We start from the raw sequence: 19,153 nt of genomic DNA on the forward strand, positions 1-19,153 counted from the left end.
GTTTTCGGAAACCTCAAGTTCAACAAAGGCAGAGGCAGATTCATGCTCAGAGGTAAGGAAAAAGTAGCTATCGAAACTGGTCTGCTGGTCATCGCACACAACTTGGCCAAGATGGTCCGATGAGCCATTTTAAAGCCCGGTTTTTGTCCATTAAGCCGTGGAAATACTGCATAGTAACTCCTTTACCAAAAATCAACACCGAAACCCGAAGTTGAACAGAGGTCAAAAAAATAAAGGCCGAAAATCAGTAAATCGGCCTCTACGCTCTAAAAAAGGCTGCCTTAAACTTTTTAACCAGTTTTGAGACAGCCTCTTTTATCTCATATTAAGGTATCCATTTAATATGCCTGAAATTTGGCTTACGCTTTTCCAGAAAGGCATTTCTTCCCTCTTTAGCCTCCTCTGTCATGTAAGCAAGGCGAGTTGCCTCACCTGCAAAAACCTGCTGTCCTACCATGCCATCATCTGTTAGATTCATGGCAAATTTCAGCATTTTGATAGAAGTTGGAGATTTCTCTAGAATTTCCTGAGCCCACTGATAAGCTGTATTTTCCAATTCATCATGAGGAATAACCGCATTGACCATTCCCATGTCATAGGCTTCCTGAGCCGAGTAATTTCTCCCCAAAAAGAAAATCTCTCGGGCTTTCTTTTGACCGACCATCTTTGCTAGATAGGCAGAGCCATAGCCTCCATCAAAACTGGTCACATCCGCATCCGTCTGCTTGAAAATGGCATGCTCCTTACTCGCCAAAGTCAAATCACAGACTACATGTAAGCTATGTCCACCTCCCACAGCCCATCCGGGTACCACTGCGATCACCACCTTAGGCATGAAACGAATTAAACGCTGTACTTCTAGGATATTCAATCGATGGTACCCATCCTCTCCCACATAGCCCTGATGACCTCGGGCACGCTGATCTCCACCGGAGCAAAAAGCCCATTTTCCGTCTTTTGGTGAAGGTCCTTCCCCACTCAGAAGTACCACACCGATAGAAGTATCCTCTTGAGCATCATAAAAAGCATCGTACAACTCAGCCGTGGTTTTAGGACGAAAAGCATTCCTGACTTCAGGTCTATTGAAGGCAATTCGAGCTACGCCATTACATTTTTTGTAGGTGATATCTTCGTATTCTTTGGCAGTGATCCACTCCATGGTATTCTTTTTGGTTAAAAATCTGATTTTTTTTGCAAGATAACAGGCTTGTTCGAAATTTGTTGTTCCTCTAGCGGACTTGGCCAAGCAATTTAAATTCGATTTATGTTTTACCTCCAGTTTCAAAACCGACAGTTTTCCACGCTGGAGGATTTTCAAAATATTGCTGAAGATTATCCTGATTTTTTGCTAGAAGCCCTTCAATTTTGTCGGGACTGGCAATCAGGAGAAGCCGTATTCCAGCAAAAAACCTCGGGCTCTACAGGAGCCCCAAAAGTTCTGTCCATTCATCGAAACCAAATGCAGGCAAGTGCTAGAGCGACAGGGGAGTTTTTTAAAGTAAACCCAAGAAACCTCCTACTCTGTTGTCTCAATCCGGCATTTATCGCAGGAAAAATGATGCTGGTGAGGGCCATGGAATGGAAAGCTCCCATCCTACTACAGGCTCCTCAGGCGGATCCTTTGAAAGATTTAAATTCTGATCAAATTCCAGATTTTATTGCGATGGTACCCCTTCAGGTTCAGGAGAGCCTCAAAAATCCTAAATCTAGAGCTTTACTTCAAAAAGTCTCCCATTTGATCATAGGTGGAGCAGCAAGCAACCCTCAGCTAAGAGAAGATATCCTTAAATATAATCTTAAAGCCTATCAGACCTATGGGATGACCGAGACGGTATCTCACATTGCCTTGGCTAAAATTACCGAGCAGGAATTAATTTATTATACCCTTCCCGGGGTGGAAATCGGTCTAGATGAGCGAGAGACGCTATGGGTAAAAGGACCTATGAGCTTGGGAAATAGAATCCAAACCAATGATCAGGTCAAGCTTATTTCTGATCGTTCCTTCATTTGGTTAGGGAGGGTGGATTTTGTCATCAATTCCGGTGGGATCAAATTACATCCCGAGCTCTTGGAGCAGCGCATGGAAAAATCAATCCATACTCACTTTCCTTCCTCAAGATTCTTCCTTGCTGGAATCCCAGATCCTAAATTTGGTGAAAAAATGGTCTTGGTACTGGAAACCGAAATGATCGAAATAAAAAAGGCAAAACTTTTGCAGGAAGAATTGAAGCTGCTTTTCCAGCCTTACGAGCTCCCAAAGGATATTTTGACGGTAAATAAATTCCAAGAGACTCCAAGTGGAAAAGTAGACCGAATAAGATCGCTGCCTCTATGATTACTTTTATTCTTTCTGTTCTATTTAGTATGCAAATCATCGCTACAACTCCCACATTTGGAAGCCTGGAACTAACGGTAACGAACTTGGAGTCTGAAAAAGGTCTGATTCGCGTCCTAATTTTCTCCTCTTCAGATGGATTCCCCGAGGATCCTTCCAAAGCAATCAAAGCCCTTTCTGTCCCAATCAAAAGCAAAAAAGCCCGCTTAAAAATCAATGATTTACAAGCTGGAAATTATGCCATTTCGGTTTTTCATGATGAAAATGAGGATGGAAAAATTCGCAAAAATTTCTTTGGCTACCCCTTAAATAAGTTTGGGTTTTCAAACAATCCAAATGGCTTTTTATCCATCCCTTCTTTTAGCCGATGCGCTTTTTCTATAGAAGCTGGACAATACACTTACCATGAAATAGTCCTTCGCTAGGGAATGGTTCTTAGCCAACCCGTAATGCTATTTCGTTCTTTTTTGGTAGGAAGAACCTCATGAGGAATCTCCCCACTTAAAAACACGACCAATCTTCCCGGAAGGGGCAAAAGATCAAGCACTTCCTCTTTGTCATCCTCCATGGGGAGATACATTCTTAGGGCGCCTTCATCGGCTTCGGTCCACGCGTCATTGACATAGAGGATAACGGTGACTGCACGATAAGGGACCTGCTGAAATTGGTCCAAATGCCTTTTGTAAAAAGACCCGATGGGATAGCGTGCAAAGTGCGCCTCGAAAGACTGTAAACCCAAAAAGCATCGCCGATTAAGGGCCAGCCGGATTTCTTCCACTCTTTTCCAATACTCCGATTGGAGTAAACTCAAGTTCTGTGCCTCCATCCATAAGACTTCATCACTTCTGATTTCAGGACGAATTTGTTTTTGTTCCCCGGTACCTACTGCCGCTTTTCTAAATTTTCCACTCTCTAGCAGGTCGGTTTGCTCGTCAAAAAGGGCCTTTCGAAAGATTTCATCGACAAAGTCATCTATGACAGCATAGGACTTCTCGTAAATACCCTCTACTATTCGACTCAGATTCTCTTCCATTGGATGCGGTTTGAGTTGCAAAATAAGGGCTTAATTGCTTGAAAAAATATACTTTTGCACAAAGCTTAAAAAATGAAGTCCTCTAAAGAAACTATCCAAAGTCTAACACTCGAATACGATTCGGGAATCATCCCTCCTCCATACAGCCACGTTTTCCACATGGAATTGGACTGGTCAGGTGCTAGCCTAAGCGTCAAACTGGACCTGCATTACACTGACCGGGAAGAATTGAGCGAAGAGGAAATTCTTGACGAAGGCTTTACGCTTGACGACGATTATCATTTTGAAGGGGAATTGAACCCGGTTTGGATTGAACCTATTCAAGCACTCTACCAAGAAAATAAATGGTCTCCCCGACAGCTAGACGAAGGAGGAATTGTACTCTATCCGGGACAGGAGAGCATCCCAAAGACTCCCGTCAATCAGGAAGCTTGGCAGCTCATGGCTCAGGACCTGATTCAAGCTATCTATGAAACAAACAAAAAAGAAGCCCCGCTTCACATCAATTACCGATTGGTGACCAATGAGGAAAGCATTGATTGTAAAATCACTGTACACTTCTCTGATCGCAATGTGATTTTATCAAAAGGCGAAGAAAGTGAATCCATCAATTGGGATTATGCGATTCAGTTGATGAAATTGATCTTCACTCCTGATTATCACTATGAAATCGCCAAAGAAAAGCCAGGAACTAAGCGAGGAGCTTACATTGACTGTGGCGATGGGCTTTGGCATGAACTGGGAAAAGGAGTAGTCAATATTGACCCCGCCTTTGATGCGGTAGGAAAAATTCAGGAACGATTTGAAGATTTGCTTTTGGGCTAATCTTCAAATCTGTAGAAAAAGGCTTTTAACCCTTCAAGCGCTGCAGATCGAGCTGTATATCCTTGATCATCTCTCCCAGGTCTTCCAGACTCAAGGCTTTCTTTTTATCACCGGGATTGGGGAAATCAGTGCTTATAAAAGCTTTAGCCTCCCAGATTTCCAAGACATCCTCACCCTTTACCTCATAGGGCTTATAGTGCTCATTATCCGAGACCAAAAAAAGCTTTCCATTCTCTTCGAGGTAGTTGAAAATCCGTTTGTAGACTACACCCTCAGTTCGAGTCACCAAAACATAAGTTCGACCACTTCTGATGGCCTGCAACTGATCCACATAGGCACCGATGATGATCGTACCTGAAATCAAAGGAAGCATGGAATCTCCCGCTAATTCAAAAGCTCTGTAAGTTGCGTTTTTTGCAAGATTGGGAAGATGAAATTGAGGAAGCTGCTCCATGTATTCTGGGTCAGCAAAACCATTAAGATATCCTGCCGAAGCCTTTTGTCCCACCCAAGTGATGTTTTCCTCATCATTTTGATCAGTGGCTATAGTGAGAATCTGAATGTTGCGCTTTTGAATCGCCCTTCGACCCAAGCGCTCAATATCATGCTCTAAAAGCTCCTCTATACCCGTTTCAAGCAAATCAGCAATGCGCTGCAAAGTGGCCAATTTGGGTTCGGAGCGACCATCTTCATAAGCCGAAATCATCGTCCGCTGTACATCCAATTGCTCAGCCAATTCATTTTGGGTGATTCCCTTTTGCTTACGCAAAAACCGAAGATTAGAAGCCAAGAAACTCATGCGGAAAAAAGGTAAAAGTTATAATCGTCTGCTGAAGGCTCTACCGGAAATAGCGGATTGATATTCTGTCGCGCTGCCCTCCTGTTTTCTAATCTATGCTGAATCTCAGCAATAATCTCCCCCACCGGCTTGGGCTCCGAAATGAGCAAATACCCATATTCGGGCTTTTGCTCATCCTCCACAAAAAACTTCACCTGACAGTTTCCGGAAGCCAGGTTTTTGGTCGTAATGTTGATTTTCTCCTTCATTTTCTTATCTTATTCTATTTCGAATACCAAGGTAAGAATGTTGTTTTTATAAACATATAGATGAATCAAAAATTAACATTATTTTCTGACGAGAATTGTCATAAAACTTCAGATTTACTTCAAAATCCTCTAAATCAATGATTAACAGCACTTTTTACATGATCGGTTAACTATTCATTTGCTCATTTGACCGTTTAGCCAAAAAGCGAAAACAATCTGCCTTCAAGTTACTTGTTTTGTAGTGGGAAAAAGGAATAGCACTCCCGACTCCCGACTCAAATAACCAACTATATGAAACTTTATATTACCCTTTTTTTAACATTTACCCTTGCTTTTGCAGTGAAGGCACAGCAGTTTTCCATTCGTGGTAAAATCTTGGAGGCAGGTACTTCGAACACCGTACCCAATGCCACCCTCCTATTACTTAATGATGGAGATTCCAGTCAAGTAGATGGTATAATTTCTGACCTTGATGGAAATTTCGAATTGTCCGGAATTAAAGAAGGTGTTTATATTCTAAAAATTCAATATTTGGGATTTGAGAATTACTTCAGAACCTTAGACATCAGTCAGGATGTAGACTTAGGGACTATCAGACTTCGTCAGGAAGATACCGATTTGGAAGAGGTCACTATAGAAGCTAGAAGGTCTACCAGTCAAAATAAATCTGACACTACCCTATTTAATGCAGATGCCTTTAAAACCATGAGGGATGCAAGTGCTCAGACCCTGCTCGAAAAAATCCCAGGAGTCACCTCTGAGAATGGGGCCTTGCAAGCACAAGGTGAAAATATCGGTCAGATTTTAGTCGATGGCAAGCCTTTCTTTGGTACGGATGTCCGTACTGCTCTTCAAAACCTACCCGCGGAAGTGATCCAAGGAATAGAAATTTTTGATCAACTGAGTGAAAAAGCAAGACTCAGCGGATTTGACGACGGGGAGCGCCTGAAGACTGTGAATATCATCACTAAACCCAACCGACGCAAAGGCCAATTTGGAAGAGTTTCGGCAGGCTATGGCACAGATGATCGCTACTTGGCAGGAGCTAGTATCAATGACTTTGATGGGGACAGAAGGCTGACTTTCACCGGCCTTTCCAATAATATCAATGTCACCGACTTTTCCTCTGACCCCAATGCTCAGGATAATGCTAGACCACAAAATGGTGTAATAAGCACCAATATTCTAGGGATGAATTATACCGATACCTGGGGAGAAAAAATCCAAGTTACCGGAAGCTATTTATATTCCTCAAGAGAAAATATCGGTCAGGATATTCGATTCAGAGAGTTCATCACCAACGATGATTCTGATCAGCTCTACAATGAGGTTTCAAATGACACAAGGCTAAACAACAGACATCAGTTTGACATGCGCTTGGAGTACGATATTGATGAGAAAAATAGGATCGTATTTATCCCTAGATTTTCGGCAAGATTTGAAACAGAAACTTCCGATTTTTCAGGGGAAACCTCCAATGGTTCTGAATTGATCAATACCATCGAAAACAACCGAACGGCCAAAAACAAGGATTTTGATATTTTCAACCGAATCTTTTATAGTCACAAGTTTGACAAACCAGGTAGGACATTTACTTTCCGAGGCAGAATCAGTGAAAACTGGAACGAGGACAGGGCCAATAGAACTGCAGTTAACCAGTTTTTTATCCCTGAATCAAGAACCGAGATCATCAATCAGCAGATCAATAGAGATCGGAGTGGCTCTTCTTGGGAGACAGGTGTTTCCTTTACGGAAGCCTTGAGCGAAAGAAGTCAGCTAGAGCTCGAGTACGAAATAGGAAAAAGAATCAATGATTCTGATCAGTTGATTTTTGACGTCTTTGACGAGGACCCTATTCAGCAGCAGTTTGTATTGGACACCACCTTGAGTAATACCTTCGAAAGCAAGTTTTTAACCCAAGAGACAGAACTAGGCTATCAATACCAGACCGAAAAAGTCAGAATGCAGGTCGAGGTGCAATACCAAAACGCCAAGTTGGACAATACGCAGGGATTTCCTAGAGCATTCGAGCTCAACCGTACCTTTGAAAGTATACAGCCTTCCTTCCGTCTGAATTATCAAATCACGGAAAATACCAACTTACAATTTGACTATGATACCCGGACGCAGGAGCCTAATTTGAGACAGCTTCAGCCTGTAGTGGACAACTCAAACCCTCTGCAACTCTACGTGGGTAATCCTGATCTGGATCAGTCCTACTCCAACAGACTACGTGTAAGATTCCGAAGCAATAATCCTGAGACAGACCAAAGCTGGTTTTTATATGCCTCTTCCTCCTTTGTCAACAATACCGTAGCCAATAGCTCATTCATCGCTCAGGAGACCACAGAAATTCAGCCTGGAATCAATCTTGAACCCGGTTCCCAGCTTTTCAGCCCGGTCAACTTGGACGGTTATTGGGATTTTAGATCCTGGTCGAGTTACGGAATGCCTGTAGGTTTTATCAAGTCAAACTTGAATATCAACGCGGGTGCAGGCTACACCAAGCGCCCGACCTTAGTCAATAATGAGTACGGGTTTAACAATTCCAGAAGACTCAGTACAGGGATTTCCTTAAGCAGTAATATCAGTGATCAGATTGATTTTAACCTTTGGACACGCATGTCTTTCAACAATGTTGAAAACACCCTCAACCCTAATCTGAATAACAACTTTTTCAATCAAAGAGCAAGGTTAAATTTCAACTGGATCATCTGGGAAGGATTTGTATTCCGCACAGACATCAATCATCAGGTAAACAAAGGGCTTTCAGAAGGCTTTGATCAAAGCTTTACTTTGGTGAATATGAGTTTGGGTAAAAAGATCTTCAACAATCAGCGAGGAGAAATTTCCCTAAACGTGTATGATTTGTTTAGACAAAACAATAATATCCGAAGAAACATCACCGACACCTTTATCGAAGATACGCAGTCCAATGTATTGCAGCGCTACTTTATGCTGACCTTCTCCTACAATATCCGTCGATTTGCCAAGGGAACGGATATCGAAGACTATCAGGACTTGATGAACTCCGGGGATGGAGGGGATCGCAGAGGTAGAGGAAGAGATTTTTAAAGAACGTCCAAAAAGACCTGCCGGATTTCAAACATCTGACAGGTCTTTTTTATTGATTGACGGTGGATTAGAACTCCACTTTTTTGATTTAGTAGCATTTAAAAAGAAAAGCGAGCAGCCCTATCAATAGCGTTTAATCCAAATTCAATTTTCATTAAATGGGAAAATTTACCGATCAGAACCATTTAAAAAAAGGGGTTTTTCATCTTTTGATAAGGACTATCAAACTCCACCCAATCAGTTGTTTCTAAGGGATCTCCATCACTGTTCATGGCGGTAAATCTTACCTTGTATTTATGAGAGTCCTTAAATTTAAATCCACCCGAACACATGTCATGTCCTACTTCCACATTTCCCATCCTTTCAAATAAATAAAAGGTGGTAAGTGTATTGGTTTCTATCTCGACCACTTCAGTTTTAAACCAGGCCTCCGATTCGTCTGCATTTATGATATCGAATACTGCGTAAGAAGCCGGTCCGCACCCGTAGTGATTCAATTCATTTTTCTCAAATTCTAGCCCGAGTTTACGATTCAGTTTTGAAACTTTCGCTCTAGAAGTCCTCCATTCCACTTTTTCATTTTCTTTAATTTCATCGTTCCACCGTTTCATTTCCAATGATTCTCTTTCCGTCTCGTTTTCGTATTTTGGTCTGTAGAGGGTATTAGGCTTAAGTTTGGATTTAGGCCGAAATACAGCCTGAGTAAGATTCATTTGACCTTCATAGACTTCTAAAAGCTCCAATTCTACCTCTTCGCCTTTGTCACTCTCCAAATAGATTTTTCGGTCCTTAAAACTTACCACGGTTTTTTGACTCATGGCATAGCCTTCTAGGATAAATAGAGAATTTAACCCGATCTCCTTCTGAATAGGATAAAATTGCATACCACTCATCCCGCATTCTGCTTGCGCTGTATGGATACCTAAAATCGAAAAAAGAATAAAGAAAAGCCGCTTCATAAATTAGATTTCATTGGTTTTGACTACTATTAATCTAATCCTTTTCTCAGAAATAGGCTACCCATTAGCAAATTCTTCACTAATTTTAACTAAGTCTTAGATACTAAAAAAGGCACAGCTCCAACTGGAACCGTACCTTTTAAAATCGAAATATCAACAGAATTACCCCCCAAACTTCCCCTTTAGCATCGCCAGTTTCTCGGCCATGCTTGGTTCTTTTTGGGATGGGGATTGAGAACGCTTTTCTACAGGCTTTGCCATCTTTTTTCCTCGCTCTGCAAAGGGATCCGACTTCATACTTAATCCGATTCGCTTTCTAGCCACATCTACTTCCATTACCGTCACTTGTACCTTTTGATTGACCTGAACGACCTCATTGGGATCCTTCACAAATCGATCCGCCAAATGACTCAAATGCACCAAACCGTCCTGGTGAACGCCTACATCCACAAAAGCTCCGAAAGCCGTAATATTGGTCACTACTCCGGGCAGCTTCATTCCGGTTTTGAGATCGGAAATGCTATTGACACTTTCCTCAAATTGGAATACCTCAAAACTCTCTCTCGGATCCCGGCCGGGCTTTGCCAATTCTTGTAAAATATCCTCCAAGGTAGGTATCCCCACTCGCTCGGAGACGTAATTTTTGAGATTGATTCGCTGACGAAGCTCCTCAGAAGTCATCAATTCTGAAACTGTGGTTCCCAAATCTTTGGCCATCTGCTCCACCAACTCATAGCGCTCAGGATGCACCCCCGAACTATCTAGAGGATGTTTTGCCTGACGAATGCGTAAAAAACCCGCTGCCTGCTCGTAGGCTTTCTCTCCCAAGCGAGGCACTTTTAGCAATTGTGAGCGACTGGCAAAAGGTCCGTTTTGATCACGATATGAGACAATATTTTGCGCCAAAACAGGACCAAGACCGGATACGTAAGTGAGCAATTGCTTGGAAGCGGTATTGACCTCCACTCCCACGCCATTCACGGCTGACATCACCGTATCATCAAGCGCATTCTTGAGTGCTGACTGATCCACATCATGTTGGTATTGCCCTACTCCTATGGATTTTGGGTCGATTTTTACAAGTTCGGCCAAAGGATCCATCAATCGCCTCCCGATACTCACCGCTCCCCGGACGGTCAAGTCTAAGTCAGGAAACTCCTCTCTAGCCACGTCGGAAGCAGAATATATAGATGCTCCAGCCTCATTGACCATGGTGATGATGACTGACTTGGGCAAACTCAGACTTTTGACAAAAGCTTCAGTTTCTCTTCCTGCCGTTCCATTTCCAATCGCGATGGCCTCAATGGAAAACTTTTCCACCAACCCTTTGACACTCATACCCGCCTCGGCCGATCGGCGCTGAGGTTCATGAGGATAAATGGCCTCATAATGTAAAAACTGCCCCTGAGGACCGAGACAAACCAATTTACAGCCTGTTCGGAATCCCGGGTCTATGGCCATCACGGCCTTTTCACCCAATGGAGCTCCCAAAAGTAGCTGACGGAGATTTTCTGCAAATACGCGGATGGCCTCTTCGTCTGCCTTCTTTTTGGTCATCAGACGGATCTCGGTTTCCATGCTGGGTTTCAGCAGTCGCTTATAAGCATCCTTGATCGCTAGACGAACCTGATCCACTGCCGCGTTGGAGGCATTTGTCAATACCTGACGCTCCATCAGCGCTAAAGCATCCCCCTCCTCAGGACAAGAGTCCAGCATCAGGAATAATTCCTTTTCACCTCGGCGCATAGCCAAAACCCGATGCGAAGGAGCTGTCTTTATCGGTTCGGTCCATTCGAAATAGTCCTTGTACTTGATAGCCTCTTGCTCTTTGCCAGGGATGACACGGGAGGTGAAGTTCCCCTGCTCCAAAAAGAGTTTTCTCATTTTCTCCCGAAGTGCAGCATCCTCGTTGATCCATTCAGCCAGAATATCTCTTGCTCCTTGCAGGGCTTCCTCAACACTATTGACTTCTTTTTCTGCATTGACAAACTCAGCAGCAAGGGATTCACAATCCTGGGTCTCTTGCTTAAAAATAACTTCTGCCAATGGCTCTAAGCCTTTTTCTCTCGCAATCGTAGCTTTAGTTCTTCGCTTAGGCTTATATGGAAGATAAATATCCTCTAGCTTGGCCATCGTTTCTGCAGCTGCAATGGAGCGAAGCAGGGTATCTGTCATTTTTCCCTGTTCTTCGATAGACTTGATTACAGCTTCCTTTCTTTTATCCAAATCTCGAAGCTGCTGTAGGCGATCCCGTACAGCTGCCACCTGTACCTCATCGAGGCTTCCGGTGGCTTCCTTTCTATACCGGGAAATAAATGGCACAGTTGCACCCTCATCCAGCAAATCCATGGTCGCTTTGACCTGACTGGGTTTGACTTGGAGTTCGGCGGAAATCTTGATTTCGTAATTCATGTAATTAAATTTTTATTATTCTGAGACCAGCCTTGTTTTTGCAGGCAAGTCCAACAAATGGGTTTACATTCTATTCGGATGAAGAGTATTCTCAGGGACAATTGTAAGTCTATAGATTTTGGATGCCCAATCGAACCGCAAGATAGGAGTCCTTGGGCAGACAAAAAGAAGGAATTGTATGGATTGTCACTAAGCGACTGGCTTTGATGGAGTAAATTTGCATAAGTTTAATTGATCATCTCCCGGGTAAACCAAATTTGATAATGGAAGAGAAAAAGGAAAAGAAAATGGATTGGAAAAAAGAAATTAAGTCTTGGGGACTCATTTTCGCATTTTTCGCATTTCTGTATTTTACAGGACTTTTGCCTGTAGTGCAGGGAGCTATCCAATCCGTCTTGCTATCCACGGGGCTGATCAAACCCAAGCTTGAGCGTGTAGACCTGACCAATCAAAATTTTGACTATTCCGGCCAATTTATGGATTTTGAAGGCAATCGGGTAAACCTGTCCGATTACAAGGGAAAAACAGTCTTTATCAATCTATGGGCTTCTTGGTGTGGGCCTTGTCGGGCCGAAATGCCCCATATTTCAGAACTATACAAATCCGTACAGGATCAAGAAAATCTGGAATTTCTGATGATCGGCCTCGACAATGAATTTGAAAAAAGCAAAGGTCTGATTGAGTCTAAGAATTGGGCTTTCCCAGCTGTCCACGCCAGTTATGGAATCAATAAAAGCCTACAAAGCCAATCCATTCCTACCACTTTGGTCGTCAATCCCGAAGGGAAAATCGTCTTTTACCAAGAAGGAATGAGCAACTTCAATACGGATGAATTCCGGGAATTTTTGATCTCGCAGTAAGCCCTTTTCGGATTTAGGCAGTTGCGAAATTCCCGCTTTCACACACCACACTTGATTAGTAGCTGCTACTCATTTCCCATAAAAGACCAAGATTTTAGAAAGTTTAGGAGTAGCCCTTTCAAAAAACTTAATCAAAGCGTAAAACAGCAAGGCTGTCTCAAGAAATTAAATTGGGTATTTTGCATAAAATCTAAGCACATGACTATTGTATATCGCCTTTTCCTCACTTGTTTTTTATTCTTCTTCACTTTAGGAATTCAAGCCCAAGAGCCACGGGTCTACAAAGAGCCCAAATTTGGCTTTGATTGGAGTAAACCCACTGTATATCCTGATCGAATAGTATTGACTTTCGGTCAGAATGCCACCGAAGAAATCAGGGTTAACTGGCGAACAAGCACAGAAATTTCTGAAGCTTATGCAGAAATTGCTCCTGCAACAGCAGCTCCTAAGTTTTGGAGAAATGCCATCACCCAAACGGCCCAAACTGAAACCCTAGATGCCTCAGAAATTGAACAGGCAGAAGTACAAGCAAATTATCATTCCGCTCGATTTTCGGGTTTGACTCCGGGAACAGTCTACGCCTACCGTGTGGGAGATGGAACCCGATGGTCCGAGTGGTTTCAGTTTAAAACCCCTGAGGCTGATCCAGATGCTAAGTTTTCATTTCTTTATGTGGGAGATGCTCAAAACTACATTCTTGAACTTTGGTCAAGACTGATCCGTGAAGGCTATCGCAAAGCGCCTGATGCGGATTTTATCATTCATGCCGGTGATTTGATCAATTATGCCCACAGGGAGCAAGAATGGCATGAATGGTTTACAGCAGGAGGCTTTATTCATAGCATGCTTCCTACCCTAGCTGTCCCTGGCAATCATGAGTACAACTACCTCAACGAAGCGGATCGTGAGGCTAGAAAGCGAAGTTTATCCATTCAGTGGAAACCCCAATTCAGTTTTCCTGAAAACGGCCCCGAAGGACTCGAAGAGACTGTTTATTATGTGGATTACCCTCAAGTGAAATTTATCTTTTTGGATAGTAATAGGGATCATCAGATTCAGGCAGAATGGTTGGAGTCGGTACTCTCTGAAAATGACAAGCGCTGGACCATAGTTTCCTATCATCACCCGCTATTTTCCGCTTCATCAGGAAGAGACAATTCCGAATTGAGAGCACTTTGGAAACCTATTTTTGACAAATATGGGGTTGACCTTGCGCTTCAGGGACATGACCACAGCTATGCAAGAGGAAGAGTGGCTCCAGGAGAAAATAAGCTAGAGGGACTCAACATGCGCGATCAAACAGGGACCGTATATGTCGTCTCTGTGAGTGGTGGAAAAATGTACGGCCTCAATCCCAATGCCTGGGAGAATTTTGAAGCGGTCCGGGATCGTGCGGCCGAGAATACTCAATTATTTCAAGTAATAACAGTCGAAAAAAACACGCTGAAATTTGAAGCTTACACTGCAGTTGGCGAGCTATACGACGCCTTTGACCTAGTCAAGGCAAAAAGTGGCGCCAATCAATTCATAGAGCGAAAAAGCGAATTGGGACCTGAATACCGCTTTGACAATACCATTCCCTACGAGGATCAATTACCTCAAGAAATAGCAGAGCAGCTGATTGAATCCTATCCGGGATTTAAGATTAATCGAGTGAGCTTTATCGAGGAATCTGGGATCTTTAGATATCGGGTCAGCCTACAAAAGGACACCGAACAAAAAACTGTATTTCTGGATCAATCCGGTTCGATCATACAATAAATCGGACTTTAGAAAAAATCATATTGATTTCAGCAGGATTTGGGACTATATTAAGAATCATAGACCCAAAATCCATGTCAGACAAGCGAAGAATTACCCTTAAAGATATCGCTCGGGAATTAGATATTTCCGTTTCTACAGCCTCTAGAGCCCTCAATTCCTATCCGGGGATCTCTGAAGAAACCATCCAACTGGTAAAGGAATATGCCAAGAAGCATAACTATGTACCGAATTCTATAGCGGTAAATTTTCGGAAAAACCGCACCCAAACCATTGGGATGATTGTCCCTGAATTGGTACATCCTTTTTTCTCAGCAGTGATCAGCGGTGCCATACATGAGGCCAATAAATCGGGATACCGCCTTTTAATTAGTCAGACGGACGAAAAGCAGGAAAATGAAATTCTCGCTTGCCGAAGTATGATGGGTGGGAATGTAGATGGTTTATTGATTTCCATTGCCAATGACACCATCAAAACTGATCACATTCAAGAGTTTTTGGACGAGGGAAAACCAGTCATTCAATTTGATAAATTTTCCGAGCTCCTCCCCACTCCCAAAGTCATCACGGATGATTTTGAGAGTGCATACACAGCCGTAAAGCATTTGATTGATCAGGGCTATCGTAAAATCGCCCATATCAATGGACTGTCTGCTGTTCAGAATTCCATAGATCGCCTCAAAGGCTACAAGAAAGCACTAGAAGATCATGGCTTGGAATTTCACCAGGAATGGGTGCCTCATTGCAAGGAAATCAATGAGTCCGAAGGATATGATTTTGCTAAGCAACTGATGGGATTGCCTAATCCTCCCGATGCCCTATTTTGCATCACCGATTTGGTGGCTTTGGGCGCGATGAAGTTTCTCAAAGAAGCAAAAATCAACGTGCCTGAGGAGATGGGCATCATGGGGTTTAGCAATTGGAAAATATCGGAAGTGATGTCTCCTAGTCTCAGTACAGTAGAGCAACATGGTTTTAAAATGGGTTCCAAAGCCACTGAAATAGTACTAAATCTTCTCAAAGAAAGCTCTTTGGGAAATAATGAAACCTACAAAATAGACACAGACCTTATCGCTAGAGAGTCTACTTTAAAATAAACCATAAACAATAGATTATCAGTATTTAAAGATATTTTATCGCTAATTTACTTTACCTCAAGGATTTTAAATTCATAGGGCTTAAGATGTAAGTATTCATGATCTAATCCCACCTGAATCCTTTCTCCTATCCAATGATCCCAAAGCTGATTAGGAACCAAACCATGTTCTTTGAAAGCATACCAAGTCAAAGACTGAAATTGACTACTGAAATTAAACAACACATAAATTCGCTGGGAACCCAAACTTCTCAGGTAACCGGCAATGTGAATATTATGCGATCCAAGCCAAGAAATATTTTTGAAGTCCCGTACAGCTGCGAGTTTTTTTCGTATAGAAAGTAGACGCTGGGTTCCGGAAAAAATTTGCTCTTCAATACTTCCTTTATCCTGAATCTTGGCAACTTTAGCCCAGTCTATGATGGGCCTATGCATCCACCGGTTGTCGTAACTTTTTGCAGGATCAGCTAGATAAGAGTAATCATTGGTATAGCCCAATTCATCCCCGTAAAAAAGCATGGGCAATCCACCAAGAAAAAAGGAATGAGCCTGCATCAACAGGATTTTCTGAATGGATAAATTGATTTGTCCCTGATCCTTATCTTCTAAGGCTTTTTCCAACCCGCATAAGGAAGCCAAAGTACCCGAGATCCTCGCATCTCCTGTTTTTGGATTGGAAGAGAACAGGGCTCCTCTTGCAGGACTACCAAGCGTTTTTCCAGTAAAATAATCCTTCAAAAATCGTCTATGCAAATAGGGGTCTTTGCCTGTCTCAGCGATCATATAATCATCATACCCTAGTCCAATATCATCATGACATCGGGTATAAGCTATCCAGCTACACCCGAAAGGTTTTTGGGCCAAAATCGACTGAGCTTGGAGCATTACCTGAGTTTCCCCCGAAGCGAGCATATCCCATTGCAAAGCCATTTGTGTAGCATTGTAAGCAAAATCACACTCCTTGCCTTCCTGCTCACCTTTACCAAAATACTCCATAATAGCTGCTGGTGCCACAATCGCTTCACCTAGCAGAGCCATTCCAGGACTTGCTATTTGAACCGCTTGCTTGATCAATTGCAAAATAGTATGTGCCTGAGGAAGGTTTTGACAAGAAGTGCCAGTTTCTTTCCAGATAAAAGCCGGTGCATCGATGCGCAACAGGTCCACACCGAGATTGGCATAGAAAAAAATGGTGTCCAGCATTTCCCGAAGGACATGTGGATTGCGATAATTCAAATCCCACTGATAGCCGTGAAAGACCGTCATCACCCATTTTTGACATTCTTCTGACCATGTAAAATTACCGGGCGAACTTTCCGGAAAAATCTCAGGCATCGCAGCTTCATATTGATTGGGAATCCACCGATTTTCATACATGTAAAAATAATCCTGGTAAAAGGCATCACCGGATTTAGCTTTTTCGGCCCATTCATGTCTATGAGAGGTATGATTAAGCACTATGTCCAGCATCACATTCATCTCTTTTCGATGCAGGGTTTTAATGAGCTTGCCTAGATCTTCCAATGTACCAAATCGATCACTAACCTTCCTGAAATCCGATACCGCATATCCCCCGTCACTTTCCCCCTCGGGACTTTCAAAAAGCGGCATAAGGTGCAAAAAGTTGATGCCTAACTCTTCGAAATAATCCAGTTTCTTTCCCAAATCAGTGATTTTCCCACAGAAGCGATCCACGTAAAGGCTCATTCCTGCCAATTCATTACTTAGAAACCAATTTCCCGCTGCCAGTTTTTCCTCATCTCTTCTTTTCAGGTCATTCCCACGATTTTGATACGCGGTAAAAATTGTTTTCAATAGATTTTCGAAATGGTTTTCACCGGCTGAATGAGTACCATAAATACTGAAAAACAACTTTCGAAGCGGGTCTAATCCTTCCTGTAGTCGAATAAAAAAGGATTGATCCTTTCCTCTACTGTCCAAATTAAACTCCTCAAAAAGCACCATTAACTGAGGCTCAACTTCTCTATTTAGCTCCATGAATTTTTTCAATGCTTGTGATTAATGTCCTGCAGAAAGTCCACTGACATCTGTGATTACTTTTTTATTTTCCTTGATATTGAGTGTTGCTACTGCAGCGATGAGTAGAAGTACTCCACCAAAAATGATCGCCAAGCCGGGATCGTTATTCAAGAATGTTTTAGAAATAAAACCAAAGGTAAGTGTCTGTAAGATCATCGGAATGACGATCATCATATTGATCACTCCCATGTAGACCCCGTAGCGCTCTTTTGGTATTTCATTGACTACCAACAAATAAGGCACTCCCATCATACTAGCCCAGGCTATCCCAAATCCTGTCATAGGGATAAATAATGCATATTTATTTTCCAGATTGGGAAAAATAAGCAACCCTATCCCCGCTAAAATCAAGCAGAGAAAATGGACTTTTTTAGGACCAAATTTCCTCGCCATTCCAGCCAAAAAGAAAGCCGAAAGAAAAGTCACCACATTGTACCAGCCGTTGACTAGTCCTGTCCAGCCTACCGCTTCTTCGAAAAGCTTGGGGTCGGCAGTAGGGCTTGTATTCCAAACCGACTGAGCAATGCTCTTAGCGGCATTTTGCCAATAACAGAATAAAGCATACCACTGAAATAAATAAATCAGGGCTAGCTTCCACATCACGGAAGGCATCACCATGATGGATTCTATGATTTCTATATTTTGCGCAAATAAAACCCGAGTCGTCTTATTCTCCTTTGTCATTTGCAAAACCTTGTGTAGCAGTCCCTTTGAGAACATGGCTGGAATTAGTAAAACGAAGAAGACCAAATAGGCGAATAGGGTAGTTAAAATCGATAAAAAAAACTGAATAGCAGGGTGAGGCATGCCCTTCGTCCGTTCCTTTAAGGCTGCCAATTCATCGGGACTAGGTGGTATTTCGTCAGTTTTGGAAATACTCCAAAGCACAGAACCTATAGAGCAAACCGTGCCCAAAAAGAAAGAGGCATAGACCCAATAGGGCAAAGAGCCCCATGTACCGGAAATGTACTTTTGAAAGACAAAAAGGGACACATTGGCGAGGGTAATCCCCAATCCTGTGAAGAAGCTCTGGGTCAAAAATCCTGTACTGTATTGCTCATCGGGCAATTTATCCGCTATCAAAGCTCTATAAGGCTCCATTGCGGTATTGTTGGCCGCATCCAAAACCCATAGCAATCCAGCTGCCATCCAAAGCGAACTACTAAAGGGATAGAAAAAAAGCGTGATGCTACAAATCAAGGCACCAATGAAAAAGAAAGGCTTTCTTCGACCGTATTTTGGACTCCAGGTATTATCACTCAATGCCCCTATGATTGGCTGAATCAATAAGCCGGTCATAGGACCTGCCAAATTTAAAATGGGGATCTCATCGGGCATCGCACCGAGCATATCATAGATCGGGTTGACGGCACTTTGCTGAAGTCCAAAACTGTATTGAATGCCGAAAAATCCAACATTCATATTAATAATTTGGGAAAAGGAAAGGCGTGGTTTTGCCATCGGAGTATTTTGGGTTTAACGCAAAATAGATGGACTTTTCCACCTACTTAACCCAACTAACATACGAACTTTAAGCAAGTATAAAACGCTAAAAACAAAGAAAATATAGGAAAAAATTGTGCAATCGGTTGAAAATTTTGACAGGTCTAAAATATCAACCGATTTCTTTGAATAAGTTATAAAAACAAACGCTCCGAGGGATTTAAAAACCCTCAGAGCGTATTCAGGAATTATGTGTTTAAAGAGACC

At 42.5% G+C, this 19,153-nt stretch carries 16 protein-coding genes; 8 read left to right on the forward strand and 8 right to left on the reverse strand.

Features of this window, described 5'->3' with window-relative positions; all coding sequences use genetic code 11:
* Positions 1–123, forward strand: a 123-nt coding sequence (locus BLQ57_RS13965; RefSeq protein WP_139162744.1) for a transposase, incomplete at its 5' end; no start/stop codon positions are given.
* A gap of 202 nt (positions 124–325) precedes the next feature.
* Here BLQ57_RS13965 and BLQ57_RS13970 read toward each other — a convergent pair.
* Positions 326–1,159, reverse strand: coding sequence for a 1,4-dihydroxy-2-naphthoyl-CoA synthase (locus tag BLQ57_RS13970; protein WP_087940127.1), 834 nt, complete (start codon positions 1,157–1,159; stop codon positions 326–328).
* Positions 1,160–1,264: 105 nt separating this feature from the next.
* On the opposite strand from BLQ57_RS13970, the gene BLQ57_RS13975 reads away from it, so the two are divergent.
* A complete protein-coding gene (locus BLQ57_RS13975) occupies positions 1,265–2,335 on the forward strand; it encodes an AMP-binding protein (protein WP_087940121.1) in 1,071 nt (356 codons plus the stop codon).
* Entirely contained in the window at positions 2,332–2,760 is a 429-nt protein-coding gene (locus BLQ57_RS13980; RefSeq protein WP_087940120.1) for a DUF2141 domain-containing protein, read from the forward strand. The genes BLQ57_RS13975 and BLQ57_RS13980 overlap by 4 nt, the downstream gene beginning before the upstream one ends.
* Here BLQ57_RS13980 and BLQ57_RS13985 read toward each other — a convergent pair.
* Positions 2,757–3,368 carry a 2OG-Fe(II) oxygenase gene (locus BLQ57_RS13985; protein WP_087940119.1) on the reverse strand — a complete coding sequence of 204 codons (612 nt, stop codon included), beginning with the start codon at positions 3,366–3,368 and terminating at the stop codon, positions 2,757–2,759. The genes BLQ57_RS13980 and BLQ57_RS13985 overlap by 4 nt on opposite strands.
* A 72-nt stretch (positions 3,369–3,440) precedes the next feature.
* Between BLQ57_RS13985 and BLQ57_RS13990 the strand changes: the two genes are divergently transcribed.
* Positions 3,441–4,193 (forward strand): hypothetical protein, encoded by a 753-nt coding sequence (locus tag BLQ57_RS13990; protein WP_087940118.1) that lies wholly within the window; start codon positions 3,441–3,443, stop codon positions 4,191–4,193.
* A 25-nt stretch (positions 4,194–4,218) separates the two neighbouring features.
* Here BLQ57_RS13990 and BLQ57_RS13995 read toward each other — a convergent pair whose 3' ends face one another.
* Both BLQ57_RS13995 and BLQ57_RS14000 read right to left on the reverse strand, forming a co-directional pair.
* Positions 4,219–4,992 carry an XRE family transcriptional regulator gene (locus tag BLQ57_RS13995; protein WP_087940117.1) on the reverse strand — a complete coding sequence of 258 codons (774 nt, stop codon included), beginning with the start codon at positions 4,990–4,992 and terminating at the stop codon, positions 4,219–4,221.
* Positions 4,989–5,240 carry a hypothetical protein gene (locus BLQ57_RS14000; protein ID WP_087940116.1) on the reverse strand — a complete coding sequence of 84 codons (252 nt, stop codon included), beginning with the start codon at positions 5,238–5,240 and terminating at the stop codon, positions 4,989–4,991. The genes BLQ57_RS13995 and BLQ57_RS14000 overlap by 4 nt, the downstream gene beginning before the upstream one ends.
* Before the next feature lie 291 nt (positions 5,241–5,531).
* On the opposite strand from BLQ57_RS14000, the gene BLQ57_RS14005 reads away from it, so the two are divergent.
* The gene (locus BLQ57_RS14005) at positions 5,532–8,315 is read left to right on the forward strand and encodes an outer membrane beta-barrel protein (protein ID WP_087940115.1); all 2,784 of its coding nucleotides are present in this window, start codon (positions 5,532–5,534) and stop codon (positions 8,313–8,315) included.
* A 185-nt stretch (positions 8,316–8,500) separates the two neighbouring features.
* Here BLQ57_RS14005 and BLQ57_RS14010 read toward each other — a convergent pair whose 3' ends face one another.
* Together BLQ57_RS14010 and BLQ57_RS14015 are read right to left on the reverse strand one after the other, a co-directional pair.
* On the reverse strand, positions 8,501–9,274 hold the full coding sequence (locus tag BLQ57_RS14010) for a hypothetical protein (protein ID WP_139162745.1): 774 nt from the start codon (positions 9,272–9,274) through the stop codon (positions 8,501–8,503).
* Positions 9,275–9,436: 162 nt separating this feature from the next.
* Entirely contained in the window at positions 9,437–11,686 is a 2,250-nt protein-coding gene (locus BLQ57_RS14015) for a Tex family protein (protein WP_087940113.1), read from the reverse strand.
* A gap of 287 nt (positions 11,687–11,973) precedes the next feature.
* Here BLQ57_RS14015 and BLQ57_RS14020 point away from each other — a divergent pair, with 287 nt between their 5' ends.
* The 3 genes from BLQ57_RS14020 to BLQ57_RS14030 all read left to right on the forward strand — a co-directional run bounded on the left by BLQ57_RS14020 (position 11,974) and on the right by BLQ57_RS14030 (position 15,404).
* Entirely contained in the window at positions 11,974–12,546 is a 573-nt protein-coding gene (locus BLQ57_RS14020; protein WP_087940126.1) for a TlpA family protein disulfide reductase, read from the forward strand.
* Between the two features lie 198 nt (positions 12,547–12,744).
* Entirely contained in the window at positions 12,745–14,307 is a 1,563-nt protein-coding gene (locus tag BLQ57_RS14025) for a purple acid phosphatase family protein (protein ID WP_087940112.1), read from the forward strand.
* A gap of 74 nt (positions 14,308–14,381) precedes the next feature.
* Positions 14,382–15,404, forward strand: coding sequence for a LacI family DNA-binding transcriptional regulator (locus BLQ57_RS14030; RefSeq protein WP_087940111.1), 1,023 nt, complete (start codon positions 14,382–14,384; stop codon positions 15,402–15,404).
* 47 nt (positions 15,405–15,451) lie between these two features.
* Here BLQ57_RS14030 and BLQ57_RS14035 read toward each other — a convergent pair whose 3' ends face one another.
* Both BLQ57_RS14035 and BLQ57_RS14040 read right to left on the reverse strand, forming a co-directional pair.
* On the reverse strand, positions 15,452–17,401 hold the full coding sequence (locus tag BLQ57_RS14035) for an alpha-amylase family glycosyl hydrolase (protein WP_087940110.1): 1,950 nt from the start codon (positions 17,399–17,401) through the stop codon (positions 15,452–15,454).
* A 21-nt stretch (positions 17,402–17,422) separates the two neighbouring features.
* Positions 17,423–18,865 carry an MFS transporter gene (locus BLQ57_RS14040; RefSeq protein ID WP_240507830.1) on the reverse strand — a complete coding sequence of 481 codons (1,443 nt, stop codon included), beginning with the start codon at positions 18,863–18,865 and terminating at the stop codon, positions 17,423–17,425.
* Between the last annotated feature and the right edge of the window lie 288 nt (positions 18,866–19,153).

This window comes from Algoriphagus faecimaris (assembly GCF_900101705.1).
Lineage (GTDB): Bacteria > Bacteroidota > Bacteroidia > Cytophagales > Cyclobacteriaceae > Algoriphagus > Algoriphagus faecimaris.

Bases quoted from the DNA above. Each gene is read 5' to 3' on its own strand.
- BLQ57_RS13970 (WP_087940127.1), bottom strand. From the start codon at position 1,159: ATGGAGTGGATCACTGCCAAAGAATACGAAGATATCACCTACAAAAAA.
- BLQ57_RS13975 (WP_087940121.1), top strand. From the start codon at position 1,265: ATGTTTTACCTCCAGTTTCAAAACCGACAGTTTTCCACGCTGGAGGAT.
- BLQ57_RS13980 (WP_087940120.1), top strand. From the start codon at position 2,332: ATGATTACTTTTATTCTTTCTGTTCTATTTAGTATGCAAATCATCGCT.
- BLQ57_RS13985 (WP_087940119.1), bottom strand. From the start codon at position 3,368: ATGGAAGAGAATCTGAGTCGAATAGTAGAGGGTATTTACGAGAAGTCC.
- BLQ57_RS13990 (WP_087940118.1), top strand. From the start codon at position 3,441: ATGAAGTCCTCTAAAGAAACTATCCAAAGTCTAACACTCGAATACGAT.
- BLQ57_RS13995 (WP_087940117.1), bottom strand. From the start codon at position 4,992: ATGAGTTTCTTGGCTTCTAATCTTCGGTTTTTGCGTAAGCAAAAGGGA.
- BLQ57_RS14000 (WP_087940116.1), bottom strand. From the start codon at position 5,240: ATGAAGGAGAAAATCAACATTACGACCAAAAACCTGGCTTCCGGAAAC.
- BLQ57_RS14005 (WP_087940115.1), top strand. From the start codon at position 5,532: ATGAAACTTTATATTACCCTTTTTTTAACATTTACCCTTGCTTTTGCA.
- BLQ57_RS14010 (WP_139162745.1), bottom strand. From the start codon at position 9,274: ATGAAGCGGCTTTTCTTTATTCTTTTTTCGATTTTAGGTATCCATACA.
- BLQ57_RS14015 (WP_087940113.1), bottom strand. From the start codon at position 11,686: ATGAATTACGAAATCAAGATTTCCGCCGAACTCCAAGTCAAACCCAGT.
- BLQ57_RS14020 (WP_087940126.1), top strand. From the start codon at position 11,974: ATGGATTGGAAAAAAGAAATTAAGTCTTGGGGACTCATTTTCGCATTT.
- BLQ57_RS14025 (WP_087940112.1), top strand. From the start codon at position 12,745: ATGACTATTGTATATCGCCTTTTCCTCACTTGTTTTTTATTCTTCTTC.
- BLQ57_RS14030 (WP_087940111.1), top strand. From the start codon at position 14,382: ATGTCAGACAAGCGAAGAATTACCCTTAAAGATATCGCTCGGGAATTA.
- BLQ57_RS14035 (WP_087940110.1), bottom strand. From the start codon at position 17,401: ATGGAGCTAAATAGAGAAGTTGAGCCTCAGTTAATGGTGCTTTTTGAG.
- BLQ57_RS14040 (WP_240507830.1), bottom strand. From the start codon at position 18,865: ATGAATGTTGGATTTTTCGGCATTCAATACAGTTTTGGACTTCAGCAA.